The sequence below is a fragment of the Nitrincola alkalilacustris genome (assembly GCF_008973755.1).
Taxonomy (GTDB): Bacteria; Pseudomonadota; Gammaproteobacteria; order Pseudomonadales; family Balneatricaceae; genus Nitrincola; species Nitrincola alkalilacustris.
Genome location: NZ_WBOM01000009.1, coordinates 1 through 20442, shown reverse-complemented (window position 1 = coordinate 20442; position 20442 = coordinate 1). Strand labels below are relative to the sequence as shown.

The 20442-nt window shown below is 53.5% G+C and carries 18 protein-coding genes; 11 read left to right on the top strand and 7 right to left on the bottom strand.

Translation table 11 applies throughout. The features are described 5' to 3' along the window. Nucleotides 1–67 precede the first annotated feature (67 nt). The 4 genes from F7R27_RS15345 to F7R27_RS15330 form a co-directional block, all read right to left on the bottom strand. Nucleotides 68–1324, bottom strand: coding sequence for an ABC transporter permease (locus tag F7R27_RS15345; RefSeq protein WP_151705146.1), 1257 nt, complete (start codon nt 1322–1324; stop codon nt 68–70). After that, entirely contained in the window at nt 1321–2034 is a 714-nt protein-coding gene (locus F7R27_RS15340) for an ABC transporter ATP-binding protein (protein ID WP_151705145.1), read from the bottom strand. The genes F7R27_RS15345 and F7R27_RS15340 overlap by 4 nt, the downstream gene beginning before the upstream one ends. Beyond that, the gene (locus F7R27_RS15335) at nt 2027–2662 is read right to left on the bottom strand and encodes a ZrgA family zinc uptake protein (protein WP_151705144.1); all 636 of its coding nucleotides are present in this window, start codon (nt 2660–2662) and stop codon (nt 2027–2029) included. Before F7R27_RS15335 ends, F7R27_RS15340 begins: the two co-directional genes overlap by 8 nt. 196 nt (nt 2663–2858) lie before the next feature. Then, nucleotides 2859–3824: an outer membrane protein assembly factor BamD gene (locus F7R27_RS15330; RefSeq protein WP_151705143.1), complete on the bottom strand. Its 966-nt coding sequence runs from the start codon at nt 3822–3824 to the stop codon at nt 2859–2861. A 136-nt stretch (nt 3825–3960) separates the two neighbouring features. On the opposite strand from F7R27_RS15330, the gene rluD reads away from it, so the two are divergent. From rluD to F7R27_RS15310, 4 genes are all read left to right on the top strand, one after another. Beyond that, nucleotides 3961–4929 carry a 23S rRNA pseudouridine(1911/1915/1917) synthase RluD gene (gene rluD / locus F7R27_RS15325; RefSeq protein ID WP_151705142.1) on the top strand — a complete coding sequence of 323 codons (969 nt, stop codon included), beginning with the start codon at nt 3961–3963 and terminating at the stop codon, nt 4927–4929. Further along, nucleotides 4926–5681, top strand: a complete 756-nt coding sequence (gene pgeF / locus F7R27_RS15320) for a peptidoglycan editing factor PgeF (protein ID WP_151705141.1) — start codon at nt 4926–4928, stop codon at nt 5679–5681. Before rluD ends, pgeF begins: the two co-directional genes overlap by 4 nt. A gap of 136 nt (nt 5682–5817) precedes the next feature. After that, nucleotides 5818–8388, top strand: coding sequence for an ATP-dependent chaperone ClpB (gene clpB, locus F7R27_RS15315; RefSeq protein WP_151705140.1), 2571 nt, complete (start codon nt 5818–5820; stop codon nt 8386–8388). Nucleotides 8389–8504: 116 nt separating this feature from the next. Next, nucleotides 8505–9341, top strand: a complete 837-nt coding sequence (locus F7R27_RS15310; RefSeq protein ID WP_151705139.1) for a 23S rRNA (adenine(2030)-N(6))-methyltransferase RlmJ — start codon at nt 8505–8507, stop codon at nt 9339–9341. 53 nt (nt 9342–9394) lie between these two features. Here F7R27_RS15310 and F7R27_RS15305 read toward each other — a convergent pair whose 3' ends face one another. Then, nucleotides 9395–9661, bottom strand: coding sequence for a hypothetical protein (locus F7R27_RS15305; protein ID WP_151705138.1), 267 nt, complete (start codon nt 9659–9661; stop codon nt 9395–9397). 405 nt (nt 9662–10066) lie between these two features. Here F7R27_RS15305 and F7R27_RS15300 point away from each other — a divergent pair, with 405 nt between their 5' ends. Continuing rightward, complete coding sequence (locus F7R27_RS15300; protein ID WP_151705137.1) at nt 10067–11788, top strand: acetolactate synthase 3 large subunit; 1722 nt, start codon at nt 10067–10069, stop codon at nt 11786–11788. After that, complete coding sequence (ilvN, locus tag F7R27_RS15295) at nt 11788–12279, top strand: acetolactate synthase small subunit (protein WP_151705136.1); 492 nt, start codon at nt 11788–11790, stop codon at nt 12277–12279. Before F7R27_RS15300 ends, ilvN begins: the two co-directional genes overlap by 1 nt. 107 nt (nt 12280–12386) lie before the next feature. On the opposite strand, the gene F7R27_RS15290 is transcribed toward ilvN, so the two are convergent. Together F7R27_RS15290 and ilvY are read right to left on the bottom strand one after the other, a co-directional pair. Continuing rightward, nucleotides 12387–14210, bottom strand: a complete 1824-nt coding sequence (locus F7R27_RS15290; protein ID WP_151705135.1) for an SLC13 family permease — start codon at nt 14208–14210, stop codon at nt 12387–12389. Between the two features lie 111 nt (nt 14211–14321). Further along, nucleotides 14322–15227, bottom strand: coding sequence for an HTH-type transcriptional activator IlvY (ilvY, locus tag F7R27_RS15285; protein ID WP_151705134.1), 906 nt, complete (start codon nt 15225–15227; stop codon nt 14322–14324). A gap of 166 nt (nt 15228–15393) precedes the next feature. Between ilvY and ilvC the strand changes: the two genes are divergently transcribed. From ilvC to F7R27_RS15260, 5 genes are all read left to right on the top strand, one after another. Next, nucleotides 15394–16410, top strand: a complete 1017-nt coding sequence (gene ilvC, locus F7R27_RS15280; protein WP_151705133.1) for a ketol-acid reductoisomerase — start codon at nt 15394–15396, stop codon at nt 16408–16410. 270 nt (nt 16411–16680) lie between these two features. Beyond that, on the top strand, nt 16681–17664 hold the full coding sequence (locus tag F7R27_RS15275; RefSeq protein ID WP_151705132.1) for a patatin-like phospholipase family protein: 984 nt from the start codon (nt 16681–16683) through the stop codon (nt 17662–17664). Nucleotides 17665–17735: 71 nt separating this feature from the next. After that, entirely contained in the window at nt 17736–18521 is a 786-nt protein-coding gene (gene pssA, locus F7R27_RS15270; protein WP_151705131.1) for a CDP-diacylglycerol--serine O-phosphatidyltransferase, read from the top strand. Nucleotides 18522–18581: 60 nt separating this feature from the next. Then, on the top strand, nt 18582–19586 hold the full coding sequence (msrP, locus tag F7R27_RS15265; protein ID WP_151705273.1) for a protein-methionine-sulfoxide reductase catalytic subunit MsrP: 1005 nt from the start codon (nt 18582–18584) through the stop codon (nt 19584–19586). Continuing rightward, on the top strand, nt 19577–20212 hold the full coding sequence (locus tag F7R27_RS15260) for a protein-methionine-sulfoxide reductase heme-binding subunit MsrQ (RefSeq protein ID WP_240776396.1): 636 nt from the start codon (nt 19577–19579) through the stop codon (nt 20210–20212). The genes msrP and F7R27_RS15260 overlap by 10 nt, the downstream gene beginning before the upstream one ends. Nucleotides 20213–20442: the final 230 nt, after the last annotated feature.

Sequence of the window (20442 nt, the reverse complement as noted above, 5' to 3'; positions counted from 1 at the left end):
GATAACCTCTTGGTTGGTCGCTGAATGTCGGTTTTTGGCGGCCAGTCCCGGTCCCTCTGGTAATTCATCAGGTACGCGGTGTCAGGCCGTCGGCCAGAGTATACCGATAAGCTCGCCAGGCGGGTATGCTGCCAGCTACAATTCCGGCGATCTGAATCGCACCAAGCAACAGCCATTGTGTTTTACCCGGCCATTCCAGACTCAGGAACAGGCCATACTCCAGAGCCAACCAGTTTTGGGTACCGGCTATCAGCGTATAGAGCAACAGCACACCCAGCAGGCTGCCCAGCAGTGTCAGCAGCATCGCTTCAAACAGCAGCAGAAACAGTATCCGCCCCGGTCCTGCTCCGACAGCACGCAGTACGGCGAGTTCCCGGCGGCGTTCATTTAAGCTCGCCAGCAGCAGGGCCAGCATACCTGTCAGACCGGCAAAAACCACGCAAGCGGATACGGCCAGCAGGGTACGCTCGGCAATCGAGAGCACTTGCCAGAGCTCCTGCAGAGCAACGCCCGGAAGGATCGCCTGCAGAGGTTCTGCGCGGAAATTGTTGATCGATCGCTGCAGATGGAAAGTGTTGATACGGGACTTCATACCCACCATGAAGGCAGTGATCTCTCTGGGTGTCAGATCCCGCTCACGAGCCTGATCCGCTGTGATCTGCATGCCGGGGATTCGGACACCGGCACGCCAGTCAAGATGCATCGCTTCATAGCCTTGCAGACTGACCAGCAGAACCCGGTCGACCGGGGTGCCGGTCGGCTCGAGGATGCCGCTGACCTGGAAGGGTTTGTCTTCGTGGGCGCTGAAACTGGCTCTGCCCAGTCCGTGATTGACGACGACCTTATCACCCAACTGATAGCCCAGTGCGCGGGCAACTTCGGCGCCCAGAACTACGTCGTAAAGATCATCAAAGGGTGTGCCGGATGCAAAGGAGAGGTTTTGCTGGCGCCCATAGCGGAAATGGGTGAAGTATTCATCGCTGGTACCTACGACCCGAAAGCCGCGGTGTGAGTCGCCCAGCGTCAGGGGAATGGTCCAGTCGACCATATCCGATTCGGCAATCTGTTGATAACTGCTCCAGCGGATATTGCTGACTGGGTTACCGATGTTGAAAACGGAGTAGAGCAGCAGGGGTAAGGATCCGCTGCGGGCGCCCACCACGAGGTCAGTGCCGGATATGGTACTGAAAAACCCATCACGCGCATCCTGGCGCAACTTTTCAACACCCAGCAACAGTGTCACGCTGATGGCGATGGTGATCAGTGTCAAAAGAGCTGTGCCACGTCTGTTCCATAGGCTCAGTAGTGCCAGTCGCAGGATCATGCGGCACCTCGCTGATTGATCTCGTTCAGACTGACGACTCTGTCAAAGTGATGGCTCAGTGACTGGTCGTGGCTGACAAAAAGCAGGCTGCTGTTATTCTCTCTGTTTTCGCTCAGCAGCAGGTCGAGGAAGTTGTCACGGGTGTCCGCATCCAGTGCAGAGGTGGGCTCATCTGCAATAATCAGCTCCGGTGCTCCGATCAGTGCTCTGGCTGCTGCCACACGCTGCTGCTGGCCGATGGACAGTTCTGCAACAGGTGGTGAGTCCTTCAGCATCTCCTGCAACTGCAGTCGCTGAAGAAGCCTATGAGCTTCCTTCTCCGGCGAACCGCTGCGTTGAGTGGCAGCGGCAGCACGTTTGGAGGAGAAGCGACAGGGCAGGATCACATTGTCGATCAGGCTCAGATAAGGCAGCAGATTGAATTGCTGAAACAGAACGCCGATATGATCGGCTCTGAACTGGTCACGACGTCGCTGACTGAGCTTGCCAAAATTACTGCCGTGCAGTGTCAGTTCTCCGCTTTTGACCGGCAGCACCCCGCCTATCAGGTTCAGTAATGTGCTTTTACCACTGCCTGATGGCCCCTGCAGAAAAAGCTGCTCACCTCTGGCTAGGATGAAATGGTTAATACTCAGCAGTGGCGTTTGCCGTTTCCAGGCAAACGTCAACTGCTTTATCAATATAGCGGGTTTCAGTTCAGTATCAGTCAAGATTCAGCCTGTTGTTTTCAGGGTTCAATGTCAGTCCCTGCTGCGCACCGGATGTGATGACCTGTGTGGTGATACTTTCCAGTGTCGGGAAATGCTGAAAAAGTGTGACACTGATCTGCGCAAGTTGTTCCGGGTTTTGACATTCAAAGGCATATTCTACCCGGAGATCACTGTGTCCTGCGTGATCGTGATCATGCTTGTGGTCGTGGTCGTGGTCGTGGTCGTGATCGTGCTTATGACCGTGATCGTGCTTGTGGTCATGGTCATGATCGTGCTTATGATCATGTTCGTGCCCATCATGTGACTCTTTCTCTGCCAGTAATTCATGATGAATGGCGACATCATTCAGTGTGCAGTTGGCAGATGCTGGTAACTCCCACAGGGTTTCAGCATGGCTCAGCTTGTGCTCCATCTCTCTGACCAGGGCTATGCTCTGGTCATCACTGGCCTGATCCTCGAAACCGACAATATCAGCTGCAGGTGAGGTGAAGCTTGCCAGTAGGCTTTTCCCATCCAGCACTACATCAAGCTGTGCAATGCCGTGAACGTGGGCTCCCAGTGGGGCGTGATCGCTGTGTGCCAGGGCAAGGGAGGAGGCCAATAAAAGGGGCAGTGTCAGTAAACGCATAAAAACTCCATATCTCAGTTGTCTGTAATTGTTATAACATAACAATTTGGTTTCTGCTTGCCAATAATCTTCTGTGCTTTACAGGTTGAGTCGTGATGGTTGGAGTTCGGGTCACGAACGTGGTTCATGAAAAAAAGCCGCATGAGCGGCTTTTGATCGTATCCTGTATTGGCAGAAAAACAGCTGTAGCGCTGAATTACTCCTGTGCTTCGGATTCGGCTGGCTTGCCGTCATCTCCAAAGGCACCAAAGGTCAGGCGATTCAGCCAGGAGCGTCTGGGTTGTTCAGGTTCGCTTGCCACTGCGCTGGTGGGTTGGCCTGTACGTGCTGTCGGTCTTGCCGGTACTGCAGGCTCACTGCCCAGCAGACCAAAGGTTGCAGTGTAGAGCAGTCCACGATTTTCAGCGCTGAAGGGGCGAATCTCGTAATCCGGGAAGTTCAGTCTGAGTACTTCAAGCGAATTATCGGCTAGATCAGTCAGTCCCAGACGGGTATAGGCTTCGGCCATGATCGCCAACGCATCAGGAACTGCAGGAGTTTCCTGCAGATTCTCGACCACGAATCGGCCACGGTTTGCTGCTGCTACCCAGGCTTCGCGTTTCATGTAATAAGTAGCCACATGAATTTCATAGGTGGCCAGACGATTTTTCAGATACTGCATGCGACGCTGTGAGTCTGGAGCGTACTCACTGTCCGGGTAGCGATTGAGCAGTATCGCAAAGCTTTCGAACGAGTCCAGTGCAGCGCCCGGATCGCGCTGCGATTCGTCTAGGGGCAGAAAACGCGCCAGGAATGAGCGATCCTCCTCAAAGGAGGTCAGGCCCTTCAGGTAGTAAGCGTAATCGATATTGTCATGATTCGGATGCAGACGAATGAAGCGATCTGCGGCGGCTCTGGAGGCTGCCGGCTCATTGTTACGATAATAGGCATAGATCAGCTCAAGCTGAGACTGCTCTGCATAGCGTCCGAAGGGGTAGCGTGCTTCCAGCAACTGCAGCTTTTCAACAGCAAGGCTGAAGCTGTTGTTGTTCAGTGCCGTCATGGCTTCATCATACAGTACCTGCTCCGGAATATCGGGTGGAATCTTGTCACCACCAAACCATGAGCATGCCGACAAAAGACTGATCAGAGCGAGAGCGCCAAACACTTTGACGAGTTGCATATTGCTTAATCCTGAGATTGAGTCCGATTCCAGCGCATCGCGAAGGATTCAGTTATACTGGGTGAATAAATTTCCGGTCTATTTAAACACAACCGGAAGCCAAGCCAAAACATCCTCATGTATAAGATTGAAATTGATGTCAGAACAGGTTGAGTTAAACGCGCAGGTTCCCACCGAAATGTTCGGTATGCGACTGGATCAGGTGGTGGCCCAGTTATTTCCGGACTACTCTCGTTCCAGGCTGCAGAGCTGGATCAAAGATGGTCAGTTGACGGTGGACGGGAAGACCCTCCGACCACGGGATAAGCTTTCGGGCGGTGAGCAGATCAAGGTCAGCGTGCTGCTGGAGGTGCAGGATCAGCACGCCCCACAGCTGATACCGCTGGATATCGTGTATGAGGATGAGCATATCCTGGTGATCAACAAGCCCAGTGGGCTGGTGGTTCATCCGGGAGCGGGTCATGCCGATGGTACGCTGCTGAATGCGTTGCTGCATCACAGTCCGGAGATAGGTCTGGTACCGCGTGCCGGCATCGTGCATCGTCTGGATCGTGAAACGACCGGGCTGATGGTGGTGGCGAAAACCATCACTGCTCAGACGGATCTGGTGGTACAGCTGCAGGAGCGCACCATGGGGCGTGAATATGAAGCCGTGGTCAATGGTGTCATGACCGGTGGGGGCTGTGTTGATGAACCGATGGCACGGCACAGCAAGAATCGGCAGAAGATGGCCGTCGTCGGTGTCGGCAAGGAAGCGATCACTCACTATCGTGTACTGCGGAAGTTTCGCTCCCATACCCATATCCGGCTCAAGCTGGAGACAGGGCGCACGCATCAGATCCGTGTCCATATGGCGCACATCAACTATCCTCTGGTGGGTGATCCGCTTTATTGTGGGCGTTTTCGTACCCCTAAGGGGTGCAGTGAGGAGATGCTGGCGACACTGCGTGCCTTCAGGCGTCAGGCATTGCATGCCAAAAAGCTGGAGCTCTGGCACCCTGAAACAGGGGAGAAGATGAGCTGGGAGATAGACCTGCCGGATGATCTGAAACAACTGCTGGCAGTGTTGAAGAAAGATGTTGAGGAGATGGATTACAACCTATGAAACTGATTCGCGCCAGCTGGCCTGCACCTGCACATATTCACGCCCTGACAACAACGCGGCTGGATGGGATCAGTCGTGCACCCTATGCTGAGCTGAATCTGGCCGATCATGTCGGGGATGACCCGCTGTCGGTGCATGAGAATCGTACGATTCTGGCGCATGCTCTGGGGTTGAAACAGGAGCCACAATGGTTGCAGCAGGTGCATGGTACAACGCTGGTTGAAGCCAACTCAGTTTCGCAAGAGGTGCCGGAAGCCGATGCCTGCTGGACAGCTCAGCCGGGTCAGGCTTGTGCCGTGCTGACAGCAGATTGTCTGCCGGTGCTGTTCACTGACCGAGCAGGTAAGCGTGTGGCGGCGGCACATGCAGGTTGGCGTGGTCTGGCAGCCGGTGTGCTGGAGCAGACATTAGCAGTGTTTGACGATCCTGAAGATGTTCTGGTCTGGCTCGGACCTGCGATCGGGCCTCTGGCATTCGAGGTGGGTGATGATGTGCATCAGGCATTTTGCAATCAATCGACGGAGGCCGAGTCTGCCTTCAGTATCTCTCCGACTTCCAAGGATAAGTGGCTGGCTGATCTCTACAGACTGGCGACTATCCGCCTGCGTAAGGCTGGCGTTGCCGGTGTGTTCGGTGGCGAGTTCTGTACCTTCAGCGGCCGCGAGTACTTCTACTCCTACCGCCGCGAAGGTGTTACAGGGCGGATGGCGACGCTTATCTGGATCGACTCGGACCAGAGTAGAAAGTACTGACCTGGATCAATTGATTGTTTTTTGATCACTTGAATTCTGGTCATATTCACCCCATCTAATCATCGTACACAATGAACTCCACGCTAGCCGTCCAAATGTGCTGAGGCGTGAATCACAAGATGATCAGGAGAGGGCGATGCGACCCGATAAATTTACCTCAAAACTTCAGGACGCTCTGGGCGAAGCCCAGTCATTGGCGATCGGCAAGGATCATAACCAGATAGAACCCGTCCATCTGCTGGCTGCTTTCATCAACCAGCGCGGTGGCTCCATTCGTCCTTTGCTGGGCAAGGCCGGTGCCGAACTCAACAGTCTGACCCGCAAGATCGGTGAGGCGCTGGATCGCCTGCCGCAGGTGCAGAGTCCGGATGGCGAAATTCGTCTGTCGCAGAATATGGCGCGTCTGTTCAATGTCACCGACAAGCTGGCGCAACAGCGTGGCGATCAGTATATCGCCAGCGAACTGATGCTGTTGGCGATGATCGAGGCGAAAACCGATGCCGGCAAGCTGCTGCAGGAGTGTGGGATTACCGCAGCACGCCTGGCCGCTGCCATCGAAGAGATGCGTGGGGGCGAGTCAGTGCAGGATCCAAATGCCGAGGAGTCACGTCAGGCACTTGATAAGTACTGCGTGGATCTGACCGAGCGTGCGGAGTCAGGCAAGCTGGATCCTGTGATCGGCCGTGATGATGAGATACGTCGTACCATCCAGGTGCTGCAGCGCCGGACCAAGAACAACCCCGTATTGATTGGTGAACCAGGCGTTGGTAAAACGGCGATCGTCGAGGGGCTGGCGCAGCGCATTGTGAATGGCGAGGTGCCTGAAGGGCTCAAGCGCAAGCGTGTGCTGTCGCTGGATATGGGCGCACTGATTGCCGGAGCCAAGTTTCGCGGTGAGTTTGAAGAGCGTCTCAAGGCGGTGCTGAATGAGCTTTCAAAACAGGAGGGCCAGATCATCCTGTTTATCGATGAGCTGCACACCATGGTGGGTGCCGGCAAGGCCGAGGGTTCAATGGATGCCGGCAATATGCTCAAGCCTGCGCTGGCACGCGGTGAGCTGCATTGTGTCGGTGCCACGACGCTGGATGAATATCGCAAGTATGTCGAGAAGGATGCGGCTCTTGAACGTCGCTTCCAGAAAGTGCAGGTCGATGAGCCGAGTGAAGAGGATACCATTGCCATTCTGCGTGGGCTGAAAGAGCGCTACGAGGTGCATCATGGGGTCGATATCACCGATTCCGCGATCATTGCCGCGGCTCAGCTGTCACAGCGCTATATAGCGGATAGGCAACTGCCGGATAAGGCAATAGATCTGATCGACGAGGCAGCCTCGCGCATCCGTATGGAGATAGACTCCAAGCCGGAGGAAATGGACAAGCTGGAGCGGCGTCTGATTCAGTTGAAGATGGAGCGCGAGGCCTTGAAGAAGGAAACCGATGAGGCCTCACGCAAGCGTCTGCACGAACTGGAGCAGGTGATCGGCAGGCTGGAGAGAGAATATTCCGATCTGGAAGAGATATGGAAGGCGGAAAAGGCCTCGCTGCAGGGATCTCAGCAGATCAAGGAGCAGTTGGATCAGGCGCGTGTCGAGATGGATCAGGCGCGCCGTGCCGGCGATCTCGGACGTATGTCAGAGCTGCAATATGGACGTATTCCCGAGCTGGAAAAACAGCTCAAGGCCGCCGACGAAGCCGAGCATCAGGAGACCCGGTTGCTGCGCAACAAGGTCACGGAAGAGGAGGTTGCCGAGGTGGTATCGCGCTGGACAGGCATTCCTGTCAACAAGATGCTGGAGGGCGAGCGCGATAAACTGATGCGCATGGAGTCCGCTCTGCATGCGCGCGTGGTCGGACAGGATGAGGCGGTGATCGCTGTCTCCAATGCGGTGCGTCGTTCACGTGCCGGGCTGGCCGATCCGAATCGACCTAATGGCAGCTTCCTGTTTCTGGGGCCAACCGGTGTCGGTAAAACCGAGCTGTGTAAGGCGCTGGCGCACTTCCTGTTCGATACCGAGGAGTCTCTGGTGCGGATCGATATGTCTGAATTCATGGAGAAGCACTCCGTGGCCAGACTGATCGGTGCACCTCCCGGTTATGTCGGTTACGAAGAGGGCGGGTATCTGACCGAGGCGGTGCGTCGCAAGCCTTACTCGGTGCTGCTGCTGGATGAGGTCGAAAAGGCGCATCCGGATGTGTTCAATATTCTGCTGCAGGTACTGGAAGATGGTCGTCTGACCGATGGTCAGGGGCGGACAGTGGATTTCCGTAATACCATCGTGGTGATGACCTCCAACCTCGGCTCTGATCTGATTCAGAACTTCTCTGATGATGAAGATTATGAATTGATGAAATCGGCAGTGATGGAAACGGTGAGTACTCACTTCAGGCCGGAATTGATCAACAGGATTGATGAGGTGGTGGTCTTTCACAGCCTGCGTCGCAATCAGGTGGCTGGCATTGCCCAGATACAGCTTGATCGTTTGCGCAAGCGTCTGGCAGAGCTCGATATGACACTTACGCTGACCTCAACCGCGTTGGATAAACTGGTGGAGGTGGGCTTTGAGCCGATCTATGGTGCAAGACCGCTGAAGCGCGCTATCCAGCAATGGATCGAGAACCCGCTGGCGCAGGAGATCCTCTCCGGCCGTTATGCGTCGGGTGATGAGGTGGCGGTGGATGTCGAGGCCGGAAGCTTCGTCTTCCGCTGATCAATAGCCATCCAGGGCACATGCCGATCTGGACATGAGGTTTGGGTATAAGGGGCGGAAACTGTTAAGATACAGCCGCCCCACTACCCAATGTCCAATGTCCCGGATTGCTCATCATGCTCAGCTATCTTCACGGTTTTCATGCCGGCAACTTTGCCGATATCCACAAGCACTTTGTTCTGTCCTGCCTGTTGCAGTCACTGAACCGCAAGGTCACTCCCTGGAACTATCTTGAGACCCATTCCGGGAGGGCGATTTATGATCTTGGAAATGAGCAGGCGTTGAAGACGTGTGAGTTCAAAGAGGGGATTGTACGACTCTGGGAGCAGCAGGATCTACCCGAGCAGATGCAGCCCTATCTGGACGCTGTGCGGCAATGGAATCCAGACGGGTCCTTGAAGCAATACCCCGGCTCGCCCTCAATTGCTGCCGGTTTTGCCCGTGAGCAGGATCGCCTGCATCTGATGGAGCTGCATCCGACTGAGTTTGATGTGCTGAAACGTACCTTCCGCCGCGATCAGAGGGTAGCTGTTCATCACCGCGATGGTTATGAGGGGGTGTTGTCACTACTTCCGCCGACACCCAATCGTGGATTGGTGCTGATCGACCCTTCCTACGAGGTCAAGTCGGAGTATGATCAGGTAGTGACCTTCCTGTTGGCCGCGACTAGACGCTGGCCCAATGGTATCTATGCCATCTGGTATCCGTTGCTCGGCGCCAGACGCTGGCAGGAGATGCTGGATGCGCTGAGTCGTTCGGGTATCAGGAAAATACTGCGTTCAGAAGTGGAGATCGCTCCTGAGGCCGAGCGAGGGATGTATGGCAGCGGCATGCTGATCATCAACCCTCCCTGGCAACTGGATCAGCAGTTGGAGGCTAGTCTGCCCAGGCTCAAGGCTAGTCTGGAGCAAGAGCAATATTCGACACTGTGCGACTGGTTGGTGCCGGAATAGGGCGTGGCCGGACATCCTGCAGCTGTCCGGCGATCCTGCTTCAGAATCTGATTCTAGTAGAGCGCCTGCTCGTCGCGCACGGCCTCTTTCAATACATGCAGAAACAGACGATCAGCATCACTGAACTCAATCGGAATCTTGACGCTGGTGGTGGTGGACAACTCATCGGCAATCAGCATATCGGCATCCTTTTTATCGATATGCTTGCGAGCAATCATGAGCGCCTGCTCACAAAGTTTCGGGTCGGCCAGAACCTTGCGAATAAAGCGCATCAACTCATTGATCACTCGCTCTTTGTTTTTAATCTCGGAAATACTCATACAGCTGTTCCTCTGGCTTTTTTTCGCGATTATATTGCATTCAGCGTAGCCTTTCTTCGTCAGAGTTAAAACATTTTGTTTTAAGGTTGATCAATCCCGGTGTGGATGAGAAAATGACCGGCTTCCTTCAGGAACCTTTTCGCCTGTGTGCTTCAGGAAATCCCGACAGCACAGGCAGAAAGCATTACCCGGCTTAAGTCTCAGACAGGTCTGGCAGTCTAAGAGATCCTTTTTCTGTTCAGCACCCGAGTACAGGCAGTCCGGTTCCGGCGCACTCTGACCATGGGGCGACGGGATCAGTGCCAGGCTGTGTGAATGCAGCCGCACAGGTTTGTGCTCACGATGCAGAATCACAGAAACTGTTAATCGTCGGTAGTTCGCCGACGTATGTAGAGGATACACGAAGTGGAATTACTTTCAGGCGCTGAAATGGTGGTACGCGCCCTCCGAGATGAGGGAGTGAAATACATCTATGGTTATCCCGGTGGAGCACTGCTGCATGTCTATGATGCACTGTTCCAGCAGGAAGATGTCCAGCATGTCCTGGTGCGCCACGAGCAGGCAGCAACTCACATGGCTGATGCCTATGCACGTGCGACCGGTAAGGCTGGTGTCGCACTGGTGACATCCGGTCCTGGCGCGACCAATGCGATTACGGGTATCGCTACCGCCTATATGGACTCGATCCCGATGGTTGTCATCACAGGCCAGGTGATGAGCTATCTGATTGGCGAAGATGCCTTCCAGGAGACCGATATGCTGGGTATCTCCCGGCCTATCGTGAAGCATAACTTCAGTGTCACGCGTGCTGAAGATATTCCCGAGATCATCAAAAAGGCTTTTCATATTGCTGAATCCGGTCGTCCCGGTCCGGTCGTGGTCGATATCCCCAAGGATATGACGGCACCTACCGAGCGTTTTCCCTATGAATACCCCAAGAGTGTCAAGCTGCGCTCCTATAGCCCTGTCACCAAAGGGCACTCCGGCCAGATCAAGAAGGCCGTGGACATGCTGCTGGGCGCCAAACGGCCGATCATCTACTCGGGTGGCGGTATCATCATGGGTGATGCCAGTGCCGAGTTGATCGAGCTGGCGCAGTTGCTCAACTTCCCTGTGACCAATACGCTGATGGGGCTGGGTGGCTATCCCGGTACGGATCGTCAGTTTGTCGGTATGCTGGGTATGCATGGCAGCTACGAAGCCAATATGACCATGCACCACAGTGATCTGGTGCTGGCGATTGGCGCGCGGTTTGATGATCGCGTCACCAACGCCACCGATAAATTCTGCCCGACAGCGCGTATCGTACATGTGGATATCGATCCGGCTTCCATCTCCAAAACCATTCAGGCAGATGTCCCGATTGTAGGGCCCGCCAAAGTGGTACTGGAAGAGATGATCCAGTTGGTGAAGGCGAGCAAGAAGCAGCCGGATGCCGAGGCAATCGCATCCTGGTGGAAGCAGATCGATGAGTGGCGTTCGCGTCATGGTGGCCACTACCGCACCGACGATTCCGAGCTGATGAAGCCGCAGCAGGTTATCGAAATGCTGTCCAAAGTGACCAACGGTGATGCCTATGTCTGCTCCGACGTGGGTCAGCATCAGATGTTTGCCGCACAGTATTACAAGTTCAATAAACCCAATCGCTGGATCAATTCCGGTGGTCTGGGCACCATGGGCTTTGGTTTTCCTGCTGCGATGGGGGTCAAGATGAACTTCCCGAATGAGGAGGTTGTATGTGTGACCGGCGAGGGCAGCATCCAGATGAATATTCAGGAGCTATCCACCTGCAGTCAGTACAATATTCCGGTCAAGATCATTTGTCTGAATAACCAGTCACTGGGCATGGTTCGACAGTGGCAGGATATGAACTATGAGGCTCGCCACTCTCACTCCTATATGGACTCGTTGCCGGACTTCAAGAAGCTGGTTGAAGCTTATGGACATGTCGGCATGAAAGTGGAGAAGTATTCCGATCTGGAGAATGCGATGCGTGAGGCCTTTGCGATGAAGGATCGCCTCGTGTTCATGGATATCATGGTTGATCCTTTCGAGCATGTTTATCCGATGCAGGTACCGCGCGGTGCGATGCGTGATATGTGGCTGAGCAAGACGGAGAGAACCTGATGCGACATATAATTTCTGTTCTGATGGAAAACGAACCAGGTGCACTGTCGCGGGTTGTTGGCCTCTTTTCACAGCGTAATTTCAACATTGAATCGCTGACTGTGGCACCGACCGAAGATGCGACCCTGTCGCGCCTGACTGTAACCACTATCGGTGATGATCGTGTGATTGAGCAGATCACCAAACAGTTGAACAAACTGATTGATGTGGTCAAGGTGGTGGATCTGACTGAGGGCGAACATATCGAGCGTGAGCTGATGATGATCAAACTCAAGGCCAGTGGTCAGATGCGTGCCGAAATCAAACGCACGGCGGATATTTTCCGTGGTCAGATCATCGATGTCACACCGACGACCTATACCGTGCAGATGATCGGCTCCAGTGAAAAACTGGATGCATTCATCACCTCTCTGGGGGCTGCCAGTATCATGGAAGTCGTGCGTTCCGGGGTTTCCGGAATTGCACGTGGTGAGAAGGTGCTCAGTCTCTGATTGCCTGATTGATATTGAAAAAAACCGCCCTTTTATGGGCGGTTTTTTTATGTCGGACAGCTGGGTAATGTGCCAGAAAAACTCTCGGAAAGTCTGGTGTAATCGGTTCAGTTGAAAGGAAATAACAATGGAGTCAGCACCAGTGTAATTGCCAGAATAATAAATTGCAGTGGTAGTCCCACCTTGGCAAAGTCCGAGAAGCGATAGTTACCGGGCGCCAGTACCAGCGTGTTTACGGGGGACGCTATCGGTGTAGCAAAGGCGGTCGAGGCCGCTATTGCTACCGTCATCATAAAGGGCTCCGGGTTCAGTCCTATTCCTTGTGCGGTTGCCAGTGCAATGGGTGCAACCAGAACGGTGGTGGCGGTGTTGGAGATAAACTGACTGAGAAAAGAGGTCAGTATGAACAATCCGGCGCATAGTAGGAGTGGACCGCTGTCACCATAGTTGGCGATCAGATGATCCACCAGATACATCAGTGCGCCGCTGGTCTCCATGGCCAGCGCCAGCGGAAGCATGCCCGCAATCAGAATCAGGCTGCTGCCATTCAGAGAGCGATAGGCTTCATTCATCGTGACACATCCGGTCAGAATCATGGCCAGGGCGGCGACCATAATGGCTGTCAGGTTGGGCAGCAGGCCGGTGGTCATCAGTACCAGCATCAGTAGCATGATACCGATCGCTATCGGTGCTTTTTCTGCATGGGCCGGAATTTCCGTCATCTCCGACGGTGTTTCCAGTACGACCAGCTCGCGACGGCTTTCAAGTGCCTGTATATCCTCCCAGCGACCCGCCAACAGTAATGTATCGCCTGCCTCGAGTGCAGTGCTGGCAAATGAAGCTTTCAGAGACTCACGATGGCGTCGAACACCAATGACATTGAGTCCGAAGCGCTCTCTGAAGCTGCCCTCCTTGATGCTGCGGCCGGTTAAGGGCGAGTCAGGGGGGAGCATCACTTCAGCCAGACCGAACTGTTTGTAGAGTTGTTCTATCTCCTGCTCGGGAAAGCCCAGAATACTCAGCTCCATTTCGTCACACAGGCGATCGATAGACTCCCGGTCACCATATACCAGGAGTGTGTCCTGGACCTGCATGCGCGTGTTGATCATGACGGGCTTCAATGGAGAGATCAGCCGGTTCAGGTGCTGCATGGCAATGACGGTGACTTCATACTCGGTACGCAAAGCCGCTTCGCTGAGTGTTTTTCCTGCCAGTTCGCTGTCCGCTCTTATCTTCAGTTTATAGAGGTGGTCGCTGAGGCCATAGCGCTCGGCAAACTCCTTAAGACCAGGGTGGCTATGTTCGGGGTCACGAACATCACTGGCTGGTAACAAATGGCGGGCAATGAACACCAGGTAGATGGTGCCGACGAACAGAATGACAGCGCCAATCGGTGTGAAGTCAAAAAAATTGAAGGGCTCGAATCCTGCTGCACGCATCTGGCCACTGACAATGATATTCGGTGGTGTACCGATCAGAGTCAACATGCCGCCAATCAGAGATGCAAAAGCCAGTGGCATCAGTAGACGAGATGGCTGCATGCCGGATTTGCGAGCCATGCTGAGCACGACCGGAATCAGTAATGCAACGGCCCCGGTGGAGCTCATGAACGCAGACAGCAGGGCGACTGTTGGCAGCAGAAATAACAGCAGCCGGGTTTCACTGCTTCCCCCGACTCTCAGCAACCAATTGCCTGCGGCTGCCGCGACACCGGTGCGAAAGAGGCCTTCTCCGACAATGAACAGTCCGGCTATCATGATCACGATGGACTCACCAAAGCCTGATACAGCCTGGACCGGAGAAATAATTCCCGAAACTGCCAGTGCAACCACGACCATCAGCGCGATCACATCCATGCGGATCCTGTCCTGCACAAATAGCAGGATGGTGGTCAGCAGCAGCGCAAAAACAAACAGCATTTCACCCGTCATGATCGAGCCTTTTCTCCAGCAGTTCAAAAAAGGAGCGTGATGATGCCGTCTATCCTGACTGATCACCATGATCCAGCGCAAGAGCGCAAGGGATCGGCTTTGTTGAGATGATTATCCCGGCAATACTGTTGGTTCTGGCGCAGACTCTGACCAGAAAGCCTGAATAAGCGGGCTCTTCAGTTTTTTCTCCAGTGCAAAGAGGCCAACCTCGAAAGGCGGAAGCTCTGGTGTCACGGACAGAATATGAACACGATCAGCAAGAGGACTATTCTCCAACACAATCAATGGCACGATGCCAATACCGAACCCGAGGCTGACCATACTGACGATCGCTTCATTGCCGGCGACCTGTGCATAGATCAGTGGCTTGATCCCGAGTGTGCGAAACCATTGATCGGTGCGTTTTCGTGCCAGGCCCTCTTCGGACAGAATCATCGGTATCTGTGACCAGTGTGATGCATCGGCCAGGCCTGACAGGTCCTGTGTCATAGTCTGGTCCTGTGCGGGCCCGATGAACACCAGGGGTGAAATGGTGATAGGGCGAAAGGCGATATCGCTGGCAAGCTGATCTGGTCGTGCGCCGATCGCAATATCCTCCACTTCTCGCTGAACCCTCTGCACGGCATGAGCCGGATCGCCGGTGTGCAGCTTTATCTCGATCTTTGGGTACTGGCGCCGGAAGCGGTTGAGAATCTCATACAGAAAACTGTAGCTGGCGGTGACAGAGCAGTAGAGGCTGATCTCTCCCTGCAGCTCGTTGCTCTCAGCAAGCAGCGAGTTTTGCAGACTCTCCCAGCGCTGCAGTGTGTCACGGGCGTAGTTTTGAAAGAGAACGCCTTCGGGGGTTAGTTTGACACTGCGGTTGTCACGATAAAAAAGCGTCGTGCCCAACTGGTCTTCGATCTGCTTGATGGTTCTGCTCAGTGTTGAAGGGCTGACATGGCACAGGGCGCTTGTGCGCCCGAAGTGCAGTGTTTCAGACAGGCTCAGAAACAGCTTCAGAGGTTTGGTGTCCATGGTGGTCTATGTTCCATAATCCGCAACATGATGTTGCAAATATATCATTTTACGAAATGCTCTGAATAGCCTATTGTTGCCAACATGATTCATGAGGCAGACGCGGGAATCAGTGTTCTGTCATCTGAGCAGACCTTTTGATCAACTTGAATAACCGGATACGAAAATGAAAATTTATTACGATAAAGATTGTGACCTCTCCCTGGTTCAAGGCAAGAAAGTAGCCATTATCGGTTACGGTTCACAGGGCCATGCGCATGCCAATAACCTGAAGGATTCAGGTGTGGATGTGACTGTGGGTCTGCGTAAGGGCTCCAGCTCCTGGTCCAAGGCTGAAGCAGCAGGTTTGAAGGTTTCAGAAGTACCGTCTGCTGTTGCCAATGCTGATCTGATCATGATCCTGACTCCTGATGAGTTTCAGTCACAGCTGTACAAAACAGAGATCGAACCGAACCTGAAGCAGGGCGCAACTCTGGCCTTCGCTCATGGTTTTGCCATTCATTACAACCAGATCGTTCCACGTGCTGATCTGGACGTTATCATGATCGCTCCCAAGGCGCCTGGTCACACAGTTCGCTCCGAGTTCGTCAAAGGCGGTGGTATCCCTGATCTGATCGCTATCTTCCAGGATGCTTCCGGTTCAGCTAAAGAGCTGGCGCTTTCTTACGCTTCTGGTGTTGGTGGCGGACGTACTGGCATCATCGAAACATCCTTCAAGGATGAGACTGAAACCGACCTGTTCGGTGAGCAGGCTGTTCTGTGTGGTGGCTGCGTTGAGCTGGTCAAGGCTGGTTTTGAGACGCTGGTGGAAGCCGGTTATGCGCCTGAAATGGCATACTTCGAGTGTCTGCATGAGCTGAAGCTGATTGTAGACTTGATGTATGAAGGCGGTATCGCCAACATGAACTACTCCATCTCCAACAATGCCGAGTATGGTGAGTATGTTACGGGTCCTGAAATCATCAACGACCAGTCACGTGAAGCGATGCGTAACGCACTGAAGCGTATTCAGAGTGGTGAATACGCCAAGATGTTCATCAGCGAAGGTGCTCTGAACTACCCATCCATGACTGCGCGTCGTCGTAACAATGCTGCCCATGAGATTGAGCAGGTAGGTGGTCGTCTGCGTGAAATGATGCCATGGATCACAGCTAACAAACTGGTTGATAAAGAGAAGAACTGATCTCCTAATCAAAATGTTGAAAAAAACCCGGCAGGCTGCGAGATAGTCTGCCGGGTTTTTTCGTTTATGGGGCCCGACAGGCTGCCAATATCACAAATAGTTTGTCATAAATAATTAATTTATCTGAATAGCGCTGCAGGGCTTGTCATGTTTGGGCTATAGGCTTTCTCTGACTTTTTTCATCAGTCTTTTTATCCTATGGATAATTGACTTCAGATGCTTTCAGGCATCTGATGAAGATATCCGAGGGCTGAACGAGGGGGAAGCACTATGGGTAAGATGACGATCTGTCTGGCTTTGCAAGGGGGAGGTGCGCATGGTGCCTTTACCTGGGGCGTTCTGGATCGGCTGTTGGAGCTGGAGCGGCTGGATATTGCCGGTATCAGTGGTTCCAGCGCAGGTGCAATGAATGCTGTGATGCTGGCGGCTGGCTGGATGCAGGGTGGTGCGCCGGGTGCTCGTGACATGCTGAACCATTTCTGGGAGCAGGTGGCGACACCGGAGCATCTCAGTGAGCAGGGGCAGGCCAGTGTCAAACAATGGTGGCAAAATCTGTCGAGGCATCTGTCCCCCTATGACTTGAATCCTTTTGATATCAACCCACTGCGTCAAATTCTCAGTGAGTCTGTTGATTTTGAGATGCTTCAGAGAGAGGCACCATTCAACCTGTTCATTGCGGCGACCGAAGTTGAAACTGGCGCGTTGCGGATTTTTCGCGAATCCGAGCTGACTGTCTCGCATCTGCTGGCCAGTGCCTGTTTGCCGCGATTACACAAGGCTGTGAAAATCGAAGACCGCCATTACTGGGATGGTGGCTTTTCTGCAAACCCCCCGCTGACACCGCTAATTACGGAGTGTCGAGCCAGAGATCTGCTGACGATTCTGCTGCAGCCTCTGGAAAGGGCTGAGATTCCTGTTTCTGCGCAGCAGATAGATGAGCGCGTCAGCGAACTGGTTTTTCAGTCGGGATTCATGCGAGAGCTGACATCTGTGACGCTGATGCAGCAATATATGAGATCAAGACCCTGGTTACTGGGGCGCCGTGAGAGACGCTTGCGGCGTGCGCGATTACATCTGATTGGGCCTGACCTGCAGTTGATGGGGATGCAGCGTGCCAGTAAGTTCGATACGCGCAGGCGTTTCCTGTTGGAGCTCAAACAGATGGGGCGAGATCAGGCGCAGTGCTGGCTGGATGACAAGGGTGCGAGCCTTGGCAGGGCTTCAAGCTGGCATCCTGAACTGGAAATGGGGTGATGCTGTTGGGTCTGGTGGCTAATCTGAAGTAGAATGATCATTAAAACCTTGTTAAGCGTATCAATAACCCTATGACAGATCAGCATAAACACGATTCCAAAGAGCAGGAGCAGGCAGATTCTTCCTGTGACGCAGACGTAAAAGGCAAACCTCACAAAGGGGTCTATCTGCTTCCCAATCTCTTTACTACAGGCGGGCTTTTCTCAGGCTTTTATGCTGTGGTTGCCGCTATGGATGGCCGCTTTGAAGCAGCTGCCATCGCAATATTCGTTGCCATGGTGCTCGATGGGCTGGATGGGCGAGTGGCGCGCATGACCAATACGCAAAGCCCTTTTGGCGCAGAGTACGACTCACTTTCGGATATGGTTTCTTTTGGTGTGGCACCTGCACTGGTTGCATTCACCTGGGCGCTAGGTGATCTCGGCAAGCTTGGCTGGTTTGCGGCTTTTCTCTATGTTGCCGGAACCGCGCTCCGTCTGGCACGCTTTAATACCCAGATAGGCTCAGTTGATAAGCGCTATTTCATCGGCTTGCCTAGTCCGGCTGCCGCAGCTGCAGTGGCTGGACTGATATGGGTCAGTACTGCATTTGAGATAGATCCGGATGATATCGTCTATCTTGTCGCGCTTTATGTTGCGTTGGCTGGTGTGCTGATGGTCAGCAATGTTCTTTACTACAGCTTCAAGGATGTTGATTTCAGGGGTAAGGTGCCATTCATCATACTGGCTGCTATCGTGCTGGTGATTGCCGTGATATCGATCAGTCCGCCACTTTTCCTCTGGGTGCTGTTTGTGGTCTATGCCTGTTCCGGACCCGTACTGTGGTTATTGAGACGTAAGCGTCATATAGCAAAGTAGCTTTGTGAACTCTTGCGTCTGATTCAGTCTAATTTCTGAGGCTAACCAAGAGTTGTGATGATGCTTATCAATAAACCGCCAGACATCAAATCTTCCGAAATCACACCTGAATCGGTATATCGCCAGCGGCGGCTGTTCATGAAGAGCGTTGCCGCAGGCGTTGCCATGCTAGCCAGCCCTTCTTTGCTAGCCATCCCTAACTATCCCAAGCCGGGTGATCGTCATTATCCGGGGCCTGAATGGCTGCAGCAGATGATACGTCAAGGCAGTAACGAGCGTGTGTTCGCGACTGACGAGCCGATGACACCTTATGTGGATGTGACCGGGCACAACAATTTTTATGAGTTCGGTATTGGTAAGCGTGACCCTCTGGAGCATGCGCAGGAATTCAGAACTGATCCCTGGAAGGTCGAGATCAGTGGTGAGGTAAGCAAGCCAGGTCAATACACTCTTGAGGATATTCTGAAGCCGCATACGCTTGAGGAGCGAATATATCGTCTGCGCTGTGTCGAGGCCTGGTCGATGGTGATTCCCTGGATAGGATTTCCTCTCGGTGATCTGCTCAAGCGTTTTGAGCCAACCGGTAATGCGCACTATGTCGAGTTCGTCACACTGCATGATCCAGAACAGATGCCGGGACAGCGCAGTTCTTTCAGTACGATCAGGTGGCCCTATGTCGAAGGGTTGCGTATGGATGAGGCGATGCATCCGCTGACTATCATGGCCGTGGGCGTATATGGCGATGCCCTACCGCCGCAGAATGGAGCACCGCTTCGTCTGGTGGTGCCCTGGAAATATGGCTTCAAGAGCATTAAATCCATTGTCGCCATACGCTTTCATGAGCAGATGCCAGATACGAGCTGGAATCTGGCTGCCCCAAATGAGTATGGCTTTTATGCGAACGTCAATCCGCAGGTGAATCATCCGCGTTGGAGTCAGGCGACAGAGCGCCGTTTACCTTCCCCTTTCTTCAACCCCAATCGCATCGATACCCAGCTGTTTAATGGTTACGCCGAAGAGGTGGCCTCTTTGTATCAAGGGATGGATCTGCGTCAGTGGTTTTGAGCATTCTGTCCGGGCAGAGATGGTTTGGTTATCTGCGTTGGTGGTTAGTGTTTGCCGGTTGTTTGCTGCCGCTGGGTTGGATGATCTGGTCGGCTGTCAATAACCGCCTGGGTGCAGACCCAGCACAAGAATTGGTGTTGCTACTTGGGCTCTGGGCAATGCGTTTTCTCTGGATGACGCTGGCTGTCACCCCGTTGCGCCAGCTGCTGGGGTGGGGGTGGCTACAGCGCTTTCGCCGCATGCTGGGTTTATATGCGCTCTTTTATGCGTTGCTGCACCTGCTCGCGTTTCTGACGTTTATTCTGGGCTGGAGAGCAGATCTGATTCTGGTGGAGCTATCCAAGCGCTATTACATTGTCGCCGGACTGGCTGCTTTGATATTGCTTATTCCTCTGGGGATAACCTCGACACAAGGTTTTCAGCGGCGTCTGAAAAAGAACTGGATCAGGCTGCATCGCTTGAGCTATCTGGCGGCAGTGCTGGTGCTGGTGCATTACCTGATGCAGATACGGGCAAGCTATGCCGAGCATCTTTTTTACGGAATGCTGCTGTTACTGTTGCTGGGCTATCGGGTGGTAAAATGGCAGAAGAAAAAGAATTCAAAAATATCTGCAACGAATGGTTGACTTAAATCTCAGCCTCTGTAGAATTCGCCTCCTCGATTGAGGTGCTGGCCCGCAAGGGAGCAGTCACCAGGATGAGTTAACGGTAGTTAAGCATTTGTTTTTGAATTGTTTTAAGTGAATTTATCGGTTGTTGAGTGAGTGCGCGGATCGACATGAAAATGATCGAAAAGCTGAAAAAACTCCTTGACAATGAATCGGCAGGCGCTAGAATATGCGCCTCGCTTGAGACG

Bases quoted from the DNA above. Each gene is read 5' to 3' on its own strand.
- msrP (WP_151705273.1), top strand. From the start codon at position 18,582: ATGCTTATCAATAAACCGCCAGACATCAAATCTTCCGAAATCACACCT.
- F7R27_RS15310 (WP_151705139.1), top strand. From the start codon at position 8,505: ATGCTCAGCTATCTTCACGGTTTTCATGCCGGCAACTTTGCCGATATC.
- rluD (WP_151705142.1), top strand. From the start codon at position 3,961: ATGTCAGAACAGGTTGAGTTAAACGCGCAGGTTCCCACCGAAATGTTC.
- clpB (WP_151705140.1), top strand. From the start codon at position 5,818: ATGCGACCCGATAAATTTACCTCAAAACTTCAGGACGCTCTGGGCGAA.
- pgeF (WP_151705141.1), top strand. From the start codon at position 4,926: ATGAAACTGATTCGCGCCAGCTGGCCTGCACCTGCACATATTCACGCC.
- F7R27_RS15290 (WP_151705135.1), bottom strand. From the start codon at position 14,210: ATGACGGGTGAAATGCTGTTTGTTTTTGCGCTGCTGCTGACCACCATC.
- F7R27_RS15335 (WP_151705144.1), bottom strand. From the start codon at position 2,662: ATGCGTTTACTGACACTGCCCCTTTTATTGGCCTCCTCCCTTGCCCTG.
- F7R27_RS15345 (WP_151705146.1), bottom strand. From the start codon at position 1,324: ATGATCCTGCGACTGGCACTACTGAGCCTATGGAACAGACGTGGCACA.
- F7R27_RS15305 (WP_151705138.1), bottom strand. From the start codon at position 9,661: ATGAGTATTTCCGAGATTAAAAACAAAGAGCGAGTGATCAATGAGTTG.
- F7R27_RS15275 (WP_151705132.1), top strand. From the start codon at position 16,681: ATGGGTAAGATGACGATCTGTCTGGCTTTGCAAGGGGGAGGTGCGCAT.
- ilvC (WP_151705133.1), top strand. From the start codon at position 15,394: ATGAAAATTTATTACGATAAAGATTGTGACCTCTCCCTGGTTCAAGGC.
- ilvY (WP_151705134.1), bottom strand. From the start codon at position 15,227: ATGGACACCAAACCTCTGAAGCTGTTTCTGAGCCTGTCTGAAACACTG.
- F7R27_RS15330 (WP_151705143.1), bottom strand. From the start codon at position 3,824: ATGCAACTCGTCAAAGTGTTTGGCGCTCTCGCTCTGATCAGTCTTTTG.
- ilvN (WP_151705136.1), top strand. From the start codon at position 11,788: ATGCGACATATAATTTCTGTTCTGATGGAAAACGAACCAGGTGCACTG.
- pssA (WP_151705131.1), top strand. From the start codon at position 17,736: ATGACAGATCAGCATAAACACGATTCCAAAGAGCAGGAGCAGGCAGAT.